The sequence below is a fragment of the Mycobacterium xenopi genome (genome assembly GCF_009936235.1).
Taxonomy (GTDB): domain Bacteria; phylum Actinomycetota; class Actinomycetes; order Mycobacteriales; family Mycobacteriaceae; genus Mycobacterium; species Mycobacterium xenopi.
Genome location: NZ_AP022314.1, coordinates 2,436,386 through 2,453,079, shown reverse-complemented (window position 1 = coordinate 2,453,079; position 16,694 = coordinate 2,436,386). Strand labels below are relative to the sequence as shown.

At 68.6% G+C, this 16,694-nt stretch carries 4 protein-coding genes and 2 pseudogenes; 1 reads left to right on the top strand and 5 read right to left on the bottom strand.

Annotated features, from left to right (window positions below; translation table 11 throughout):
- Positions 1-3: 3 nt before the first annotated feature.
- Together MYXE_RS24010 and MYXE_RS24005 are read right to left on the bottom strand one after the other, a co-directional pair.
- Positions 4-12,472: pseudogene (locus MYXE_RS24010) on the bottom strand (type I polyketide synthase).
- A 300-nt stretch (positions 12,473-12,772) separates the two neighbouring features.
- Positions 12,773-13,105: a hypothetical protein gene (locus tag MYXE_RS24005; protein WP_178031413.1), complete on the bottom strand. Its 333-nt coding sequence runs from the start codon at positions 13,103-13,105 to the stop codon at positions 12,773-12,775.
- A 154-nt stretch (positions 13,106-13,259) separates the two neighbouring features.
- Here MYXE_RS24005 and MYXE_RS11340 point away from each other — a divergent pair, with 154 nt between their 5' ends.
- Positions 13,260-13,598 carry an RNA polymerase-binding protein RbpA gene (locus MYXE_RS11340; RefSeq protein ID WP_003918932.1) on the top strand — a complete coding sequence of 113 codons (339 nt, stop codon included), beginning with the start codon at positions 13,260-13,262 and terminating at the stop codon, positions 13,596-13,598.
- Here MYXE_RS11340 and MYXE_RS11335 read toward each other — a convergent pair.
- The 3 genes and pseudogenes from MYXE_RS11335 to MYXE_RS11325 form a co-directional block, all read right to left on the bottom strand.
- On the bottom strand, positions 13,573-14,379 hold the full coding sequence (locus MYXE_RS11335) for a polyprenol monophosphomannose synthase (protein ID WP_003918933.1): 807 nt from the start codon (positions 14,377-14,379) through the stop codon (positions 13,573-13,575). The genes MYXE_RS11340 and MYXE_RS11335 overlap by 26 nt on opposite strands.
- Positions 14,376-16,373, bottom strand: coding sequence for an apolipoprotein N-acyltransferase (lnt, locus tag MYXE_RS11330; protein ID WP_085196877.1), 1,998 nt, complete (start codon positions 16,371-16,373; stop codon positions 14,376-14,378). The genes MYXE_RS11335 and lnt overlap by 4 nt, the downstream gene beginning before the upstream one ends.
- Positions 16,366-16,677, bottom strand: a pseudogene (locus tag MYXE_RS11325) (amidohydrolase); the annotation flags it as partial. The gene lnt and the pseudogene MYXE_RS11325, both read right to left, overlap by 8 nt.
- Between the last annotated feature and the right edge of the window lie 17 nt (positions 16,678-16,694).

Genomic DNA, 16,694 nt, shown 5'->3' with positions numbered 1-16,694 from the left:
GAGCTAGTCGTCGTCATTCATCAACGCGGCATTGACCAAGTCGTCGAGGTCCATTTCCGCGATGTTTTTAGCGGTGGTTTCTTCCGGTGTATCCGGTGTCGCTGCGCCGTTGGTTTCGTTGGCCAACGCCAGCAGCAGATCCAAGACCCCGGCCTGTCGCAGACGCTTGACCGGAATCGAGGCCACGACACGCTGAATTTCGGCTTCCCCGGGTGCGACCGGTTGGGTCTTCGGCTGTGTGCCGCCCAGGAGTTCTTGGCGGAAGTACCCGGCCAGCGCCGCGGAGTTCGGGTAGTCGAAGATCAGGGTCGGGGAAAGTGCCAGCCCGGTGGCGGCTTTGAGCCGGTTGCGCATTTCGACCGCGGTCAGCGAGTCGAAGCCGAGCTCTTGGAAAGCTTTGTCCGGGTCGATTGCCTCGGGGGTGGTGTTGCCCAGCACGGTGGCGATGTTGGAGCGCACCAAATCCAGCAGGATGGCGTGCTGCTCGTCCTCGGGCAGGCCCTCTAAGCGTTGTAGCAGCGCAGATTTCGACTTGGCCGCGGCCAGCGAGTCGTCGACCTGGCGGCGGGCCGGCGCGTTGATCAGGTCGACGAACATCGGTGGCAGCGTGCCGGCGTCGAACTTGGCCTTCAACGCGGCCAGGTCGATGCGGGCCGGCAACACGAAGGGCTGGTCGACGACCATCGCCGTGTCGAACAGTTGCAGCGCTTCCTCGGAGGACATCGCTACCACGCCGTCGCGCGCGAACCGGGCGAAATCGACATCGCCGAGTTGGCCGGTCATCGCGCTGGCCTGCTCCCATAGCCCCCAGCCCAGCGACATCGCGGGCAACCCATTGGCCCGCCGGTGCGCGGCCAGCGCGTCCAAAAACGCGTTGGCCGCCGCATAGTTGGCCTGACCCGACGAACCCACCAGCCCGGCCATCGACGAAAACATCACAAACGCCGACACACCCAAATCCCGGGTCAACTCATGCAAATTCCACGCCGCATCCACCTTGGCCCGCAACACCGCATCAACACGCTGCGGGGTCAACGACGTCACCACCGCGTCATCAAGCACCCCAGCCGCATGAATCACCGCACTCAGCGGCCACTGCACCGGAATATCGGAAATCACCTTGGCCAAAGCCTCCCGATCCGCCGCATCACAGGCCACCACCCGCACCGTCGCCCCGGATCCGCCCAACTCACCAACCAACTCGCCCACCCCCGGCGCCTCAGCACCGCGACGGCTCAACAACACCACATGCCGCACCCCATGGCGGGCAACCACATGCCGGGCCACCGCCGAACCAGCCATCCCCGTGCCACCGGTGATCAACACCGTGCCCGCCGCCCACACATCCGGCATGGTCAACACCACCTTGCCGACATGACGGGCCTGACTCAAATACCGCAACGCCGCCGGCGCCCGACGAATATCAAACCCCGTCACCGGCAACGGGTGCAGGACCCGAGCGGCGAACATCGCGGCCAGGTCGGTGAGAATGCGCTGGATCCCGTCGGCGCCCGCCTCGAATAGGTCGAAGGCGCGGTAGCGCACGCCGGGGTGCTGTTGGGCCACCGCGTTGGGGTCGCGGATGTCGGTCTTGCCCATCTCCAAAAAGATTCCGCCGGGGGCGACCAGCCGCAGCGAGGCGTCGACGAATTCACCGGCCAGCGAGTCGAGCACCACGTCCATGCCGCGCCCGCCGGTGACCGCCCGGAACTTGTCCTCAAACTCCAGCGTCCGCGAATCCCCGATGTGGCTTTCATCAAACCCCATCGCGCGCAACGTGTCCCACTTGCCGCGGCTAGCGGTGGCAAACACCTCCAGCCCCCAATGCCGCGCCAACTGCACCGCGGCCATGCCCACCCCACCCGTGGCGGCGTGAATCAGCACCCGCTGCCCCGGCTTGACGTCAGCCAACCGCGACAGCGCGTAATACGCGGTGGCGAAGACGACGGAGACTGTGGCGGCGTCGGTGTGCGACCATCCGTCGGGGATGGTCATCAACAGCCGCTCGTCGGTGATCGCCGTCGTGCCGGTGCCCTCCGGGAACAGCCCCATCACCCGGTCACCGACCGCGAATCGACAGTCGTCTGAACCAGTTTCGACGACAATGCCAGCGGCTTCGATACCCATGACCGCGTCGTCGTCGGGATAGAGACCAAGAGTGATCATGACGTCACGGAAGTTCGCGGCGATGGCTTGTGTGGCGACCCGGACCTGACCCGGCTGTAGCTTCGCGTCGGCTTCGGGGATCGGCTCCAGCGTGAGGTTTTCGAACGTGCCCGCGCTGGTAAGGCCAAGCCGCCAGGGCCGATCCGTGGGCGGCACCAACAAGCCGCCACCGCGCGGCACCCGTGCACCCGCGGGATCTGCACCACACCGCCGCGCAGGCACACCTGCGGCTCCCCCGCCGCCACGATCGCCGCCACTGCGGCGTCGTCGACCGCGCAGTCCACGTCGGCCAGCACCACCCGGCCCGGATGCTCGGTTTGCGCCGACCGCACCAACCCCCACACCGCGGCCCCCGCCAAATCGGTGACATCCTCACCGGGCAACGCGATTGCGCCGCGGGTGATCACCACCAGCACACCGGCACGCTCGCCGGTTAGCCAGGACTGCAACACTGTCAACGCCGCATGCGTGGCCGCATACACCCCGGGCAACGCGTCGGCGGACGCTGATTCGAACACGTATGCCGCAACGGCAGACTCGGCCGGCTCGCCTGCCTCGTCGGTGTCCGATCGGCCCCACCAGTGCACCGAGACGGGTTCCAGCGAAATCGACGGGTGCGCTGCCCAATCCAACTCGAACAGCCGGTCCGGACCCGACCGCGACACCGCGGCCCGCAGCTGTTCGCCGGTCACCGGCCGGGCTACCATCGCGCCCACCGACAACACCGGCAAACCCAGCCCGTCGGCGAGCTCGATCGACACCGATGACGGCCCCATCGGCGAAATCCGGGCCCGGACCGCCGACGCGCCGGCGGCATGCAAGCACACCCGCTGCCACGAAAACGGCACCAATACCCCGCCGTCGATATCCTCGGCGCCGCCGGCCACCAGCAGGGCGTGCAACGCGGCATCCAACAGCGCCGGATGCACTCCGAAGCCCGCCGGTGATACTTCCGCGTCGGCCGGCAACGCCACCTCGGCAAAAACCTCGTCGCCGCGGCGCCACACGGCGGTCAGTCCCTGAAAGGCCGGCCCGTAGCCGTACCCGCGTGCCGCCAACCGCTCATAGCAATCGGCCACGTCCACCGGGACGGCACCGGCCGGTGGCCATGCCGACAATTCCGTGCCCGGAACGGCCGCGCTGGCGGCTACCCTGCCTTCGGCGTGCAACGTCCAGCCCGAACCGGTGTCCGTCCGCGAGAACACCGACACCTCACGCGAACCGGACTCGTCGGCGCCAGACACAATCACTTGCACGGCCACCGAACCCGATGCCGGAACCACCAACGGCGCGGCCAGCGTCAGCTCCTCGACCACGCTGCACCCGACTTGGTCAGCAGCGCGAATGGCCAACTCCACAAAACCGGCGCCGGGGAACACCACCACGCCCTCCACGGCATGGTCGCTCAACCAGCGGTGCGACGCCGTCGACACTCGCCCCGTCAACACCACGCCGCCTGAGATGGGCAGTTCCACGACCGCGCCCAACAGTGCATGGTCGCTGGCCGCGAGCCCCAAACCGGCAGCGTCAGCGGTCCCACCGTCGCTGGACAGCCAAAAGCGGCGTCGCTCAAAGGCATACGTCGGCAACTCCACAAAGCGGCCGCCGGGTAGCATGGCGCGCCAGTCCACAGCCATGCCTGACACGAATGCCTGCGCTACCGCCGCGGTCAGGCTCGCCGGCTCGGGGCGGTCTTTGCGCAGCATGGGCAGTGACACCGGTTCGACGTCGGGTAGCGACTCTTCGATGGACGTGGTCAAGCCGCCGCCCGGACCCACCTCGAGGAAGCGGTTGGCCCCGGCCGAATGCGCGAAGCGAATGCTGTCGGCGAAACGCACCGGTTCCCGGATGTGGCGGGTCCAGTACTGCGGCGACGCGAAGTCGTCGTCGACCACCTGTCCGGTCAGATTGGAGACGATCGGGATGGTGGGCTGCGCAGGGGCGAATCCTGCTGCGACAGTACGGAACTCGTCGATCATGGGCTCCATCAACGGCGAGTGGAAGGCATGCGACACCGCGAGCCGGTGCACTCGGCGGCCCTGCTGGCGCAGCTGGTCCGCGGCCGCGGTGACAGCGTCCTCGGCACCCGAGATCACCACCGATCGTGGAGCGTTGACTGCGGCGATGCTGACGTCGGGACCCAGCAGTGACAGCACCTCGTCCTCGGTGGCCTGCACTGCGACCATCGCCCCGCCCGCCGGCAGGGCTTGCATGAACCGGCCGCGGGCGACCACCAACACCGCAGCGTTCTCCAGCGACAGGACTCCGGCGACGTGCGCTGCGGTCAACTCGCCCACCGAGTGGCCCATCACATAATCGGGCTTGATACCCCAGGATTCGAGCAGGCGGAACAGCGCAACCTCCATCGCGAACAGCGCTGGCTGTGCGAATTCAGTTGTGTTCAGCAGATTTTCGTCATGACCCCACATCACTTCACGCAGCGGCCGCAGCAGATGGCGGTCCAGCTCGGCCACAACGCTGTTGAATGCTTCGGCGAACACCGGGTATGCGGCGTGCAGTCCCTTGCCCATGCCGAGCCATTGGGAGCCTTGACCGGGGAACACGAACACGGTCTTGCCCCCAGGGCGCACATTGCCGTGGATAACCGCGGCGCCGGGATTGTTTTGCGCCAGCTCCCCCAACCCGGAAAGCAGCTGCTCGCGATCGGGCCCGAGGACCACCGCCCGGTGCTCGAACACCGACCGGCCGGCCAGCGACCAGCCCACATCGACCGGGTCCAGCCCTGAATGCGCGGTCAAATGCTCGGCCATCCGCGCGGCCTGCTTGGACAGCCCCGACGCGGTCTTGGCCGACACCACCCACGGCACCACCGGTGGTTTCGCCGGGTGCTCGGACGGTGCCGGCGCCGGAGCCTCCGCCGGCGGGGCGGATTCGATGATCACGTGCGCATTGGTGCCGCTGATCCCGAACGATGACACCGCGGCACGGCGCACCTTGCCCTCGGCCGGCCACGGCCGTGGCTCGGTCAGCAACGCCACCCGTCCCGCGGACCAATCCACGTGCGGGCTGGGCACATCCACGTGCAACGTCGCCGGCAGCATCTGATGGCGCATCGCCATCACCATCTTGATCACACCGGCGACGCCCGCCGCGGCCTGGGTGTGGCCCATATTCGACTTGATCGATCCCAGCCATAGCGGCTCGCTGCGATGCTGCCCATAGGTCGCCAACAACGCTTGCGCCTCAATGGGATCACCCAATGTTGTTCCGGTGCCGTGGCCTTCGACCGCATCCACGTCCGCGGGGCTGAGTCCGGCGTTGGCCAGCGCGGCGCGCACCACCCGCTGCTGGGAGGGCCCATTCGGGGCGGTCAGCCCGTTGGAGGCGCCGTCCTGATTGACTGCCGAACCCCGCACCACCGCCAACACCGGGTGGCCAAGCCGCTGCGCGTCCGAAAGCCGTTCCACCACCAGCATTCCCCCGCCCTCGGAGAACCCGGTGCCGTCGGCGGCCCCGGCGAAAGCCTTGCAGCGGCCATCGGGCGAGAGCCCACGCCAGCGGCTGAATTCGACGAAGATGTCGGGTGTGGCGTTGATGGTGACGCCGCCGGCCAGCGCCAGATCGCACTCGCCCGAGCGCAGCGACTGCACCGCCATGTGCAGCGTCACCAGCGACGACGAACACGCGGTGTCCACCGACATGGCCGGGCCTTCCAGCCCCAGCACATAGGCCACCCGACCCGAGGCCACACTGGAAAGTTGCCCGGTCAGCCGGAAGCCTTCGACCGGCTCCGCGGCGAACATCCCGTAGCCCTGGGTCATCACACCGGCGAACACAGCGGTGGCGCTGCCCCGCAACGAGGTGGGGTCAATCCCGGCCCGCTCCAAGGCCTCCCACGACAATTCGAGAAACATGCGTTGCTGCGGGTCCATGGCCAGCGCTTCGGACGGTGCCACCCCGAAGAAAGCCGGATCGAAATCGGCGACACCGTCGACGAATCCGCCCGTGCGTGTGTAACAGCTGCCCGGTACGTCCGGGTCGGGATTGAACAGGCCGGCCAGGTCCCAGCCGCGATCGCTGGGAAACTCGGTAAGCACGTCACGGCCCTCGGCGACCATGTCCCACAAGGCTTCCGGCGAATCCACGCCGCCGGGGAATCGGCACGCCATCCCGATGATGGCAATCGGCTCGTCGCCGCAAACACGTGCCGCTGGGACAGGTTTGACTTCCTGGGGGACGCCCGCAAGTTCGGTGCGAATGTAGGTGGCCAGCCTGGTCGGTGTCGGGTAGTCGAAGATCAGGGTCGGGGAAAGCGCCAGCCCGGTGGCGGCTTTGAGCCGGTTGCGCAGTTCGACCGCGGTCAGCGAGTCGAAGCCGAGCTCTTGGAAAGCACGGTCCGGGTCGATTGCCTCGGGGGTGGTGTTGCCCAGCACGGTGGCGATGTTGGAGCGCACCAAATCCAGCAGGATGGCGTGCTGCTCGTCCTCGGGCAGGCCGTGAAGCCGTTGTGCCAGAACCGACTTGGACTTGGCCGCGGCCAGCGAGTCATCGACCTGGCGGCGGGCCGGCGCGTTGACCAACTCGGTGAACATCGCCGGCACCGCAGCGCCGCTGGCGCGCAGTGCGGTCAGGTCGATGCGGGCCGCGGCCAGGTACGGCTGGTCGACGACCATCGCGGTGTCGAACAGTTGCAGCGCTTCCTCGGAGGGCAACGCGAGGACGCCGCTGCGGCCCAGCCGGGCCCGATCCGCGTCGTCGAGTTGGCCGGTCATCGCGCTGGCCTGCTCCCATAGCCCCCAGCCCAGCGACATCGCGGGCAACCCATTGGCCCGCCGGTGCGCGGCCAGCGCGTCCAAAACGCGTTGGCCGCCGCATAGTTGGCCTGACCCGACGAACCCACCAGCCCGGCCATCGACGAAAACATCACAAACGCCGACACACCCAAATCCCGGGTCAACTCATGCAAATTCCACGCCGCATCCACCTTGGCCCGCAACACCGCATCAACACGCTGCGGGGTCAACGACGTCACCACCGCGTCATCAAGCACCCCAGCCGCATGAATCACCGCACTCAGCGGCCACTGCACCGGAATATCGGAAATCACCTTGGCCAAAGCCTCCCGATCCGCCGCATCACAGGCCACCACCCGCACCGTCGCCCCGGATCCGCCCAACTCACCAACCAACTCGCCCACCCCCGGCGCCTCAGCACCGCGACGGCTCAACAACACCACATGCCGCACCCCATGGCGGGCAACCACATGCCGGGCCACCGCCGAACCAGCCATCCCCGTGCCACCGGTGATCAACACCGTGCCCGCCGCCCACACATCCGGCATGGTCAACACCACCTTGCCGACATGACGGGCCTGACTCAAATACCGCAACGCCGCCGGCGCCCGACGAATATCAAACCCCGTCACCGGCAGCGGCCGTAATACGCCCTCGTCGAACAGCTTTGCGAGTTCGAGCAGGTATTGATGCATGCGTGCCCGGCCCGGTTCGAATAGGTCGAAGGCGCGGTAGCGCACGCCGGGGTGCTGTTGGGCCACCGCGTTGGGGTCGCGGATGTCGGTCTTGCCCATCTCCAAAAAGATTCCGCCGGGGGCGACCAGCCGCAGCGAGGCGTCGACGAATTCACCGGCCAGCGAGTCGAGCACCACGTCCATGCCGCGCCCGCCGGTGACCGCCCGGAACTTGTCCTCAAACTCCAGCGTCCGCGAATCCCCGATGTGGCTTTCATCAAACCCCATCGCGCGCAACGTGTCCCACTTGCCGCGGCTAGCGGTGGCAAACACCTCCAGCCCCCAATGCCGCGCCAACTGCACCGCGGCCATGCCCACCCCACCCGTGGCGGCGTGAATCAGCACCCGCTGCCCCGGCTTGACGTCAGCCAAGTAGCGGAATGCGTAATAGGCGGTGGTGAAAACCGCTGATATGCCGGCGGCTTCGGCATACGACCAGTCGGCCGGTATCGGCAGCAAAAGCCGGACATCGCCGGCGACCATGGTGCCGCTGCCGTCGGGGAAGAAGCCCATCACCCGGTCACCGACCGCGAATTCGGTGACGCCGGGCCCGACTTCGACGACCACACCGGCGCCCTCGCCGCCCAGCAGTGCGTCATGGGTGAACATGCCCAGCGTGATCATCACGTCGCGGAAGTTGGTGCCGATAGCGCGGATGGCAACCCGGACCTGACCGGGCTGCAGCTTCGCGTCGGCGTCGGGAACCGGCTCCAGCGTGAGGTTTTCGAACGTGCCCGCGCTGGTGAGACCCAGCCGCCACGGCCGATCCGCTGGCGGCACCAGCAGGCCATCGACGGCACGGCTGGCATGCACTCGCGCGGTGTAGAGCTGTCCGCCGCGCAGGCACACCTGCGGCTCCCCCGTCGCCAGGATCGCCGCGACTGCGGCGTCGTCGACCGCGCAGTCCACATCGGCCAGCACCAGCCGGCCCGGATGCTCGGTTTGCGCCGACCGCACCAACCCCCACACCGCGGCCCCCGCCAAATCGGTGACATCCTCACCGGGCAACGCGATTGCGCCGCGGGTGACCACCACCAGGGTCCCGGAGTCGCGCTCGGTCAACCACGCCTGCACCGCGGCCAGCGCCCGGTGCGTGCGGTCGTAGACGCCGGCTGGCGCCTCGGCCGGCGGCGACTCGAACACCTCATGCGACGGTGTGGCATCGGTGTGACCCACGGAGGCAGGCGACCACACCAATTCAAAGAGCCGGTCCGGCCCGCAGCCAGACGCGGCGGCGGCCAACTGCTCGCCGGTGACCGGTCGGGCCACCATCGCACCCACCGACAACACCGGCAAGCCCAGCCCGTCGGCCAGCTCGATGGTCACCGCCGACGGGCCGGCGGGCGCGATCCGGGCTCGCACCGCCGCGGCCCCGGCCGCATGCAACGTCACACCCTGCCACGAAAACGGCAGGGCCACTTCGGCGCTGTCACTCGCGACGACAAACGCGTGCAGCGCCGCGTCCAACAGCACCGGATGCACGCCGAACCCACCGGTGCCGCCAGCCGCTTCGGGCAGCGTCACTTCGGCAAACACCTCGTCGCCGCGGCGCCACAGCGCGGTCAGCCCGCGAAACGCCGGGCCGTACTGGTATCCGCGGGTCGCCAATCGCTCATACCCGTCAGCGATCGCCACCGCAGTGGATCCCGGCGGCGGCCACGCCGACAAATCTGCCGTCGGCTCAACCGATCCCGACCTCAGTGTGCCCTCGGCGTGGCATACCCAGCTCCCGCCGTCGGAGCGGGAATACACCGACACACCGCGCTCACCTGATTCGGCGGCGGCGCCCACCACCACTTGCACAGTCACCGAGCCCGAGGTCGGCACGATCAGCGGGGTGCGCAACGTCAACTCGTCGACCACCGAACAGCCGACCTCGTCGCCGGCCCGGATCGCCAACTCGACGAACCCGGTGCCCGGAAACAGCACGACATCGGATACGGCGTGATCGAGCAGCCAAGACTGCGACGACGGCGAGAGCCGGCCGGTCAACACCACCCCGCGGGAGTCCGGTAGCTCCACCACCGCGCCCAGCAGCGCGTGCTGCCCGGCACCTAGTCCGAGGCCTGCGGCGTCGGCGCCGGTACCGTCACCGGCCAGCCAAAACCGGCGCCGCTCAAAGGCATACGTCGGCAGCTCGACAAAACCTGCCTCCGGCAGCAGCGCACGCCAATCGACGCCGACACCCGACACAAAGGCCTGGGCGGCCGAGGTGAGGAAGCGCAGCAGCCCGCCGTCGTCGCGGCCGAGGGTGGGAATCACAATCGGCTCGGCGTTGCCTTCGACGCAATCACCGACGGTGCTTTCCATCCCGGCGATCAACGCGGGATGCGGGCTGGTTTCGATGAAGGCGCGATAACCGTGCTCACAGGCGCTGCGAATCGCCCGGTCGAATTCGACCGTCTGGCGGATGTTGCGATACCAGTAGTCGGCGTCCAGTCCCGCGGTATCTAGGAGACCGCCGGTGACCGTGGAAAAGAACGCGGTGCGCGTTGAACGGGGTTCGATGCCGGACAACGCTCGGGCAAGCTGCTCGCGGATCGCCTCGACGTCGGCCGAATGCGACGCGTAATCCACATCGATGCGGCGTGCTCGCAACTCGTGCTCGGTGCAGCGCTGCACCAACTCCTCAAGCGCTGCGACTTCGCCGGACACCACAACCGCCGATCGCCCGTTGATGGCAGCGATCCCGATCCGATTGGCAAAGGGCGCCAACACGTCTCGCGCCTGCTCGGCGCTGCATGCCAGCGACACCATGCCGCCGCGGCCGGTCAATTCTCGAAGCAGCTTGCTGCGCAACGTGACCACGCGCGCAGCGTCGCGCAACGACAGCGCTCCCGCGACGTGGGCGGCCGCGATTTCGCCTTGGGAATGGCCGATGACGGCATCGGGACGGACACCGATCGAGCGCCACAGTTCGGCAAGCGAAACCATGACAGCGAACAGCGCGGGCTGCACCACATCGACTCGGTCCAGGCCGGGTGCGCCCGGGGCGCCGCGCAGCACGTCGGTCAGCGACCAGTCCACGAACTCCGCGAACGCATCCGCACAGTCGTTGATTTGCTGTGCGAAAACCGGTGCGGTGTCGAGTAATTCGACGCCCATGCCGAGCCATTGCGAGCCTTGGCCGGGAAAGACGAACACCGTCTTGCCGGCGGGCCGTGCGCTGCCGCGCACCACCGCGGCTCCCGGGTTGTCGTCGGCCAGCTCCCCCAGGCCGCTCAGCAGACGCTCACGATCGGTGCCGAGCACCACCGCCCGGTGCTCAAACACTGACCGGCCGGCCAGCGACCACCCGACGTCGGCGACGTCCTCGTGCGGGTGTGCGACCAGATGTTGCATCAGCCGGGCCGCCTGCTTGGGCAACCCCGAGGCGGTCTTCGCCGACACCACCCACGGCACGATCGCCGGCTGCGGCCGCTCCTGCGGCTGCGGCGCAGGCGGCGCGGCTTCGATGATCACATGCGCATTTGTGCCGGAAATCCCAAACGACGACACCCCGGCCCGGCGCGCTCGGCCCTCAGCGTTCGCCGCAGGCCAGGGCTGCGGCTCGGTCAACAACGCCACCTGCCCCGCCGACCAATCCACATGCGGGCTGGGCTGATCGACATGCAACGTGGCGGGCAACAGCTCGTGGCGCATCGCCTCAACCATCTTGATCACGCCCGCCACCCCGGCGGCGGCCTGGGTGTGACCCATGTTCGATTTAATCGAGCCCAACCACACCGGCTGCGAGCGGTTCTGCCCATACGTGGCCAAAAGTGCTTGCGCCTCAATCGGATCCCCCAGCGTGGTGCCGGTGCCGTGGCCCTCCACCACATCGACATCCGCCGGGCTGAGGCCCGCGTTGTCCAGCGCGGCGCGCACCACCCGCTGCTGGGACGGCCCATTGGGTGCGGTCAACCCGTTGGAGGCCCCATCCTGGTTCACCGCCGAGCCGCGCACCAGCGCCAACACCGGATGGCCCAACCGGCGCGCATCCGACAGCCGCTCCACCACCACCATCCCGCCGCCCTCGGACCAGCCGACGCCGTCGGCCGCGGCGGCGTAGGGCTTGCAGCGGCCGTCGGGCGCTAGCCCGCGGTGTCGGCTGAACTCGACGAATACCGTCGGGGTGGCGTTGACCGTCGCGCCGCCGGCCAGGGCCAGGTCGCATTCGCCGGAGCGCAGCGACTGCACCGCCATGTGCAGCGCCACCAGCGACGACGAGCATGCGGTGTCCACCGAGACCGCGGGGCCTTCCAGGCCCAGCACGTAGGCCACCCGGCCGGTCGCCACGCTCGAGGTCATACCGGTCAGCCGATAGCCTTCGATCTCCTCGGCGAGCATCCCGTAGCCCTGCACGATGATCCCGGCGAACACTCCGGTGGCGCTGCCCCGCAACGAGGTCGGGTCAATCCCGGCCCGCTCCAACGCTTCCCACGACAGCTCGAGCAGCATCCGATGCTGGGGATCGGTGGCCAGCGCCTCGGTGGGTGACACCCCGAAAAACCCCGCGTCGAAACCGGCGACGTCGTCGACGAATCCGCCGTAGCGGGTATAAGACTTGTGCGGCGCGTCGGGATCGGGATCGAACAGCCCGTCCAGGTCCCAGCCGCGATCGGTGGGGAACTCCGACATCACGTCACGGCCCTGGGCCACCATCTCCCACAGGCCCTCGGGGCTGTCCACCCCGCCGGGGAAGCGGCAAGCCATGCCGACGATCGCGATCGGTTCGCTCGACCGTTCCAGCAGCGCGCGGTTCGCGCTCTTGAGGCGCTCGACCTGCACCAGTGCTTTGCGCAGCGCCTCGGTCGCATGCCGGAGCTGATCAGCCATGTCGCTATTCCTCGCTTGGTTGTCCGGTGAAAGCGGGCTTTAGCGCGCGCCAAGAGTTCTGGTTCGCGACCGCACGCCGTCAGTGGTGTGCAAGGCCAACCTCGGCACGATTGTCCAACGCTCCCGATATCCCCCGGCTTTGTCCACGTCGGGCTGCCGCCGCGCCGCGTTGCCCGCCTGATTCGCCGGCCAGGCCCACGGCCAACCGCACAGCCCAGCCGTCATGGCGCGACTGTACCTGCCATCAGGTGGCGACGGTCACTGTGGTCAGCCTCTACGGCCACGAGTAACAGTAGGGACTTAGCGCCAGCCATCGGCCGCTTGCACGGCCCGCAGCAGCGCATCGCACAGCTGGCGCAATTCCGCTCTGTCAGCACCTTCGTCCAGCGCCGTGACCACGTCCTCAGCCGCACACCGCACCTGGTAGACACGGTCGGACAACTCGGCGGCCTCGTGGGCCGACAGCACCACCGCGTCAGCCGGCAGCGTCCTGGCCCCGCTGACCAACGCCCGTTGTTCGTAAGCGCGTTGCCGACAGGATTGCCGGCAGTACAGCCGCCGCCGGCCTGCGCGGCTCTCGGCGACATCGCGACCACACCAGCGGCACGGCTGGGGTCGTGTGCGACGGGCCACGCCCGCACTGTAACGCGGTGCCCGCGGTGATCCCGGTATCATAGAAGGCCGCGTCGCGCTCCGGTGACGATGTGGGTCCCGGGAACGCGCGAGTCCGCCATAGCGTTGTCAACCCGTAGAGTTTCAGCTCAGAGGAGTTCGGAGGAATAAGCCCATGGCTGACCGCGTGCTGAGGGGTAGTCGCCTCGGAGCCGTGAGCTACGAGACTGACCGCAACCACGACCTGGCGCCGCGTCAGATTGCGCGGTATCGCACCGAAAACGGCGAGGTGTTCGAAGTTCCGTTCGCCGACGACGCCGAGATCCCCGGCACCTGGCTGTGCCGCAACGGCATGGAAGGTGTCCTGATCGAGGGTGATCAGCCCGAGCCGAAGAAGGTCAAGCCACCGCGCACCCACTGGGACATGCTGCTTGAGCGCCGCACTATCGAGGAGCTCGACGAGCTGCTCAAGGAGCGCCTCGAAATCATCAGGCAGCGCCGTCGCGGTAGCTGAGCGCGGCCCGGCGTGATCGGGCGTCCAGCCGGGCGCTGATCCCCCACTGGGCGACCTTGACGACCGCTTCGCGGATGTTGGAGCCGCTCATCTTGGACACGCCGAGTTCACGCTCGGTGAACGTGATTGGCACCTCGACAACGCTGAAGCCGTTGCTGATGGTGCGCCAGGTCAGGTCGATCTGGAAGCAGTAGCCTTTCGAATCCACCGCGGACAGATCGATGGTCTCCAGCACCTCGCGGCGGTAGGCGCGGTAGCCCGCGGTGATGTCGTGCACGCCGATGCCCAGCATCAACCGCGAATAGGTGTTGGCCACCTTGGACAGCGCCACCCGCCGCCACGGCCAGTTGCGCACCGTCCCGCCTTCGACGTAGCGCGAACCGATCGCCAGGTCGGCTCCGGCGTCGACCGCGTCGAGCAATCGGTGCAGCTGCTCGGGCGCGTGGCTACCGTCGGCGTCCATCTCGACCAGGACGGTGTACTGCCGCGCCAGTCCCCAGCCGAAACCGGCCAGATAGGCCGCCCCCAGCCCGTTCTTGGCGGTGCGGTGCATGACGTGCAGCCACTCGGGATCCGCGGCGGCCAGTTCGTCGGCGAGCCGGCCGGTGCCGTCCGGGCTGTCGTCGTCGACGACCAGCACGTGCACGTCCGCGCGAGCCCGGTGCAGCCGCCGCAGGATCAGCGGCAGGTTCTCCCGCTCGTTGAAGGTCGGGATGATCACCAAGGTGCGCTGGCTGGGACGCTCGCCCGTACCACGGGATGTCGCCTGGCCGCTGGTCATGTCGCTCCTTTGTCTGGCCCGGACCGGGCTGCGTGTCGGCCGCCTTCGGCGGGGGCTTCGTCCTCGTCCGGGGGTGCGCTGCCGGATGCGTCCGCGGGCGCAGGCGATTCGCCGGTCGGCCGCCACCGGCCGCGCATGGGACGCGGGAACCACCCATTGTGCCTTATGGCGACGAGCACCGCCGCCGCGCCGGCGAGGACCAGCATCCACTGGACGATCGGCTCCCAGCGGGCGGCGGGTGTCAGGGTGGTCCTGAGCCGCACCTGGGTGTCCAGATACGCGGGCACGAAGAAGTCGGTGCGCTCCAGCTCGCGGCCGTCCGGCGCGATGACCGCGCTGATGCCGGTGTTGCTGGCGACGACGGCGTAGCGGTCCAGCTCGACGGCGCGGATCTTGGAGAAGGCCAGCTGCTGTTCGCTCATCCGCTGGTCGAAGTTGGCGTTGTTGGCGGGCGTGGCGAGCAGTTGCGCGCCATTGTGGACCGATTCCCGCAGCGCCCGCTCGAATATCACCTCCCAGCAGGTGGCGACGCCGACCGGGACGCCGGCGACATGCACCACGCCGGTGCTCTCGCCGGGCACGATGTTGCCCGCCCAGTCGGCGAGCGTGGTGAGGTGACGGAAAAAGCCCCGCCAGGGCAGGTACTCGCCGAACGGTTGCACGATCTGCTTGTCGTGACGATCGGCCGGCCCGGTGCCCGGATTCCAGACGATCACGGTGTTGCGGGCCGCCGGTTGCTTGCCGCTGGCGCCGGGAAGGTCGGTCAGCGCGCCGACCAGGATCGGCGCGTCGATGGCATCGACGGCGGCGGTGATCTGCTGGCTCGCGTCGGCGTTGCGCAGTGGATCGATTTCCGAGGCGTCCTCGGGCCACACGACAAACTGGGGTTGCGGCGCGCGGCCGGCATGGACGTCGTCGGCGAGCCGCTGCGTCTCGCGGACGTGGTTGCGCAGCACCTCAAGACGTTGAGCGTTGAAGTCGAGCCCCAGGCGGGGAACATTGCCCTGGACGACGGCCACGGTGACGGTGGCGTCGGTACCGGATCCAGCACCCGAATGCCGCACCGGCGGCCACACCACGACACTGGCCAGCAACACCAGGCAGATGCAGATACCCGGCAACACCACCGACGGGGGCAGGTCGGCGGGAGTATCGCCGGTGCCGCCGGAGGCGTTGCCGGGGCCGCTGCGCTGCCACCACCGCCCGATCTCGAGTGCGATCGCGGTCAGGCTGCACCCAAGCAACACGATCGCCGTCGACAGCAGCGCAACACCGCCCAACCGCACCAACGGCAGAAACGGGCCCGCGGTTTGGCCGGCGGCCACCACCCCCCACGGAAACCCGCCGAACGGCACCGAGCATTTGGCCCACTCCTGCACCGCCCACACCAGCGCGAACCAAATCGGCCAGCCGGGCAGCGCGCGTACCACCACGGCCAGCAGCCCGAAGATCGCGGGAAACAGCGCACACACGAACACCAGCGCCGCCAGCGGCATCAGACCAACGAGCTTGGCGATCCACGGCAGCAACGACACATAGAACACCAGCCCGAACAGAAAGCCATACCCCAGGCCGCCGATGAGCCTGGTGGCAGGACGGGTCAGCACCCAGGCCAGCAGCGCGAACGCGACGACCGCGGCCCACCACCAGTCGAAGCTCGGGAAGCTGGCACAGAGCAACAGCGCGGCCGCGACCGTCGCGCACAGCCGCGCTGCTCGCGGCACCACGGCCTTGAGCAGCCGCGGCAGCAACGCGGTGCGCAACCACACCAGACCCGCCGCGCCGAGCTCAGCCAACCGCTGGCGCCGTGTCGGATGGGCGTCGGGCTCGTCCGCCACGTCTGCGGCGTCGTCGTCGACCGCAGAGTCGGAACCCGGACCGGCATCGGGGTCGACGGGTGTCGCGCCGGTGTCCTCGTCATCGACGACCGGGATGATCTCGGTGGGATCGTCGAAGCGGCCCGCGCGGTGAAACCGCCTGGGCGTGCTAGCCATAGCTGACCGCACCCCAGGCAACGGTTAGCCCACGGCGGGCCCCGGTGGCGGCCGGACCCAGCCCCGGTAGCGAGGGGGTGCTCGATGGAGGGTCGGTCGACCAGCGCCGCACGGGGTTCCCCGGCGCAAACACCGCCCGGGTCGACCCCGCGCTGCCCGGTGTGCGACGAGCGGCGGTCGCGCGCACCGCGGCCCACGGGTCCAGACCCGTCACCGGGGCGTCGCAACCGAGCGCGGGGGGCACGCCTTGCGATGCTAACAGCGCGAACCGATTGGGCCGGGTGCCTCCGCAGACGCCGCGGCGGCTGCAGTTAGATAAGC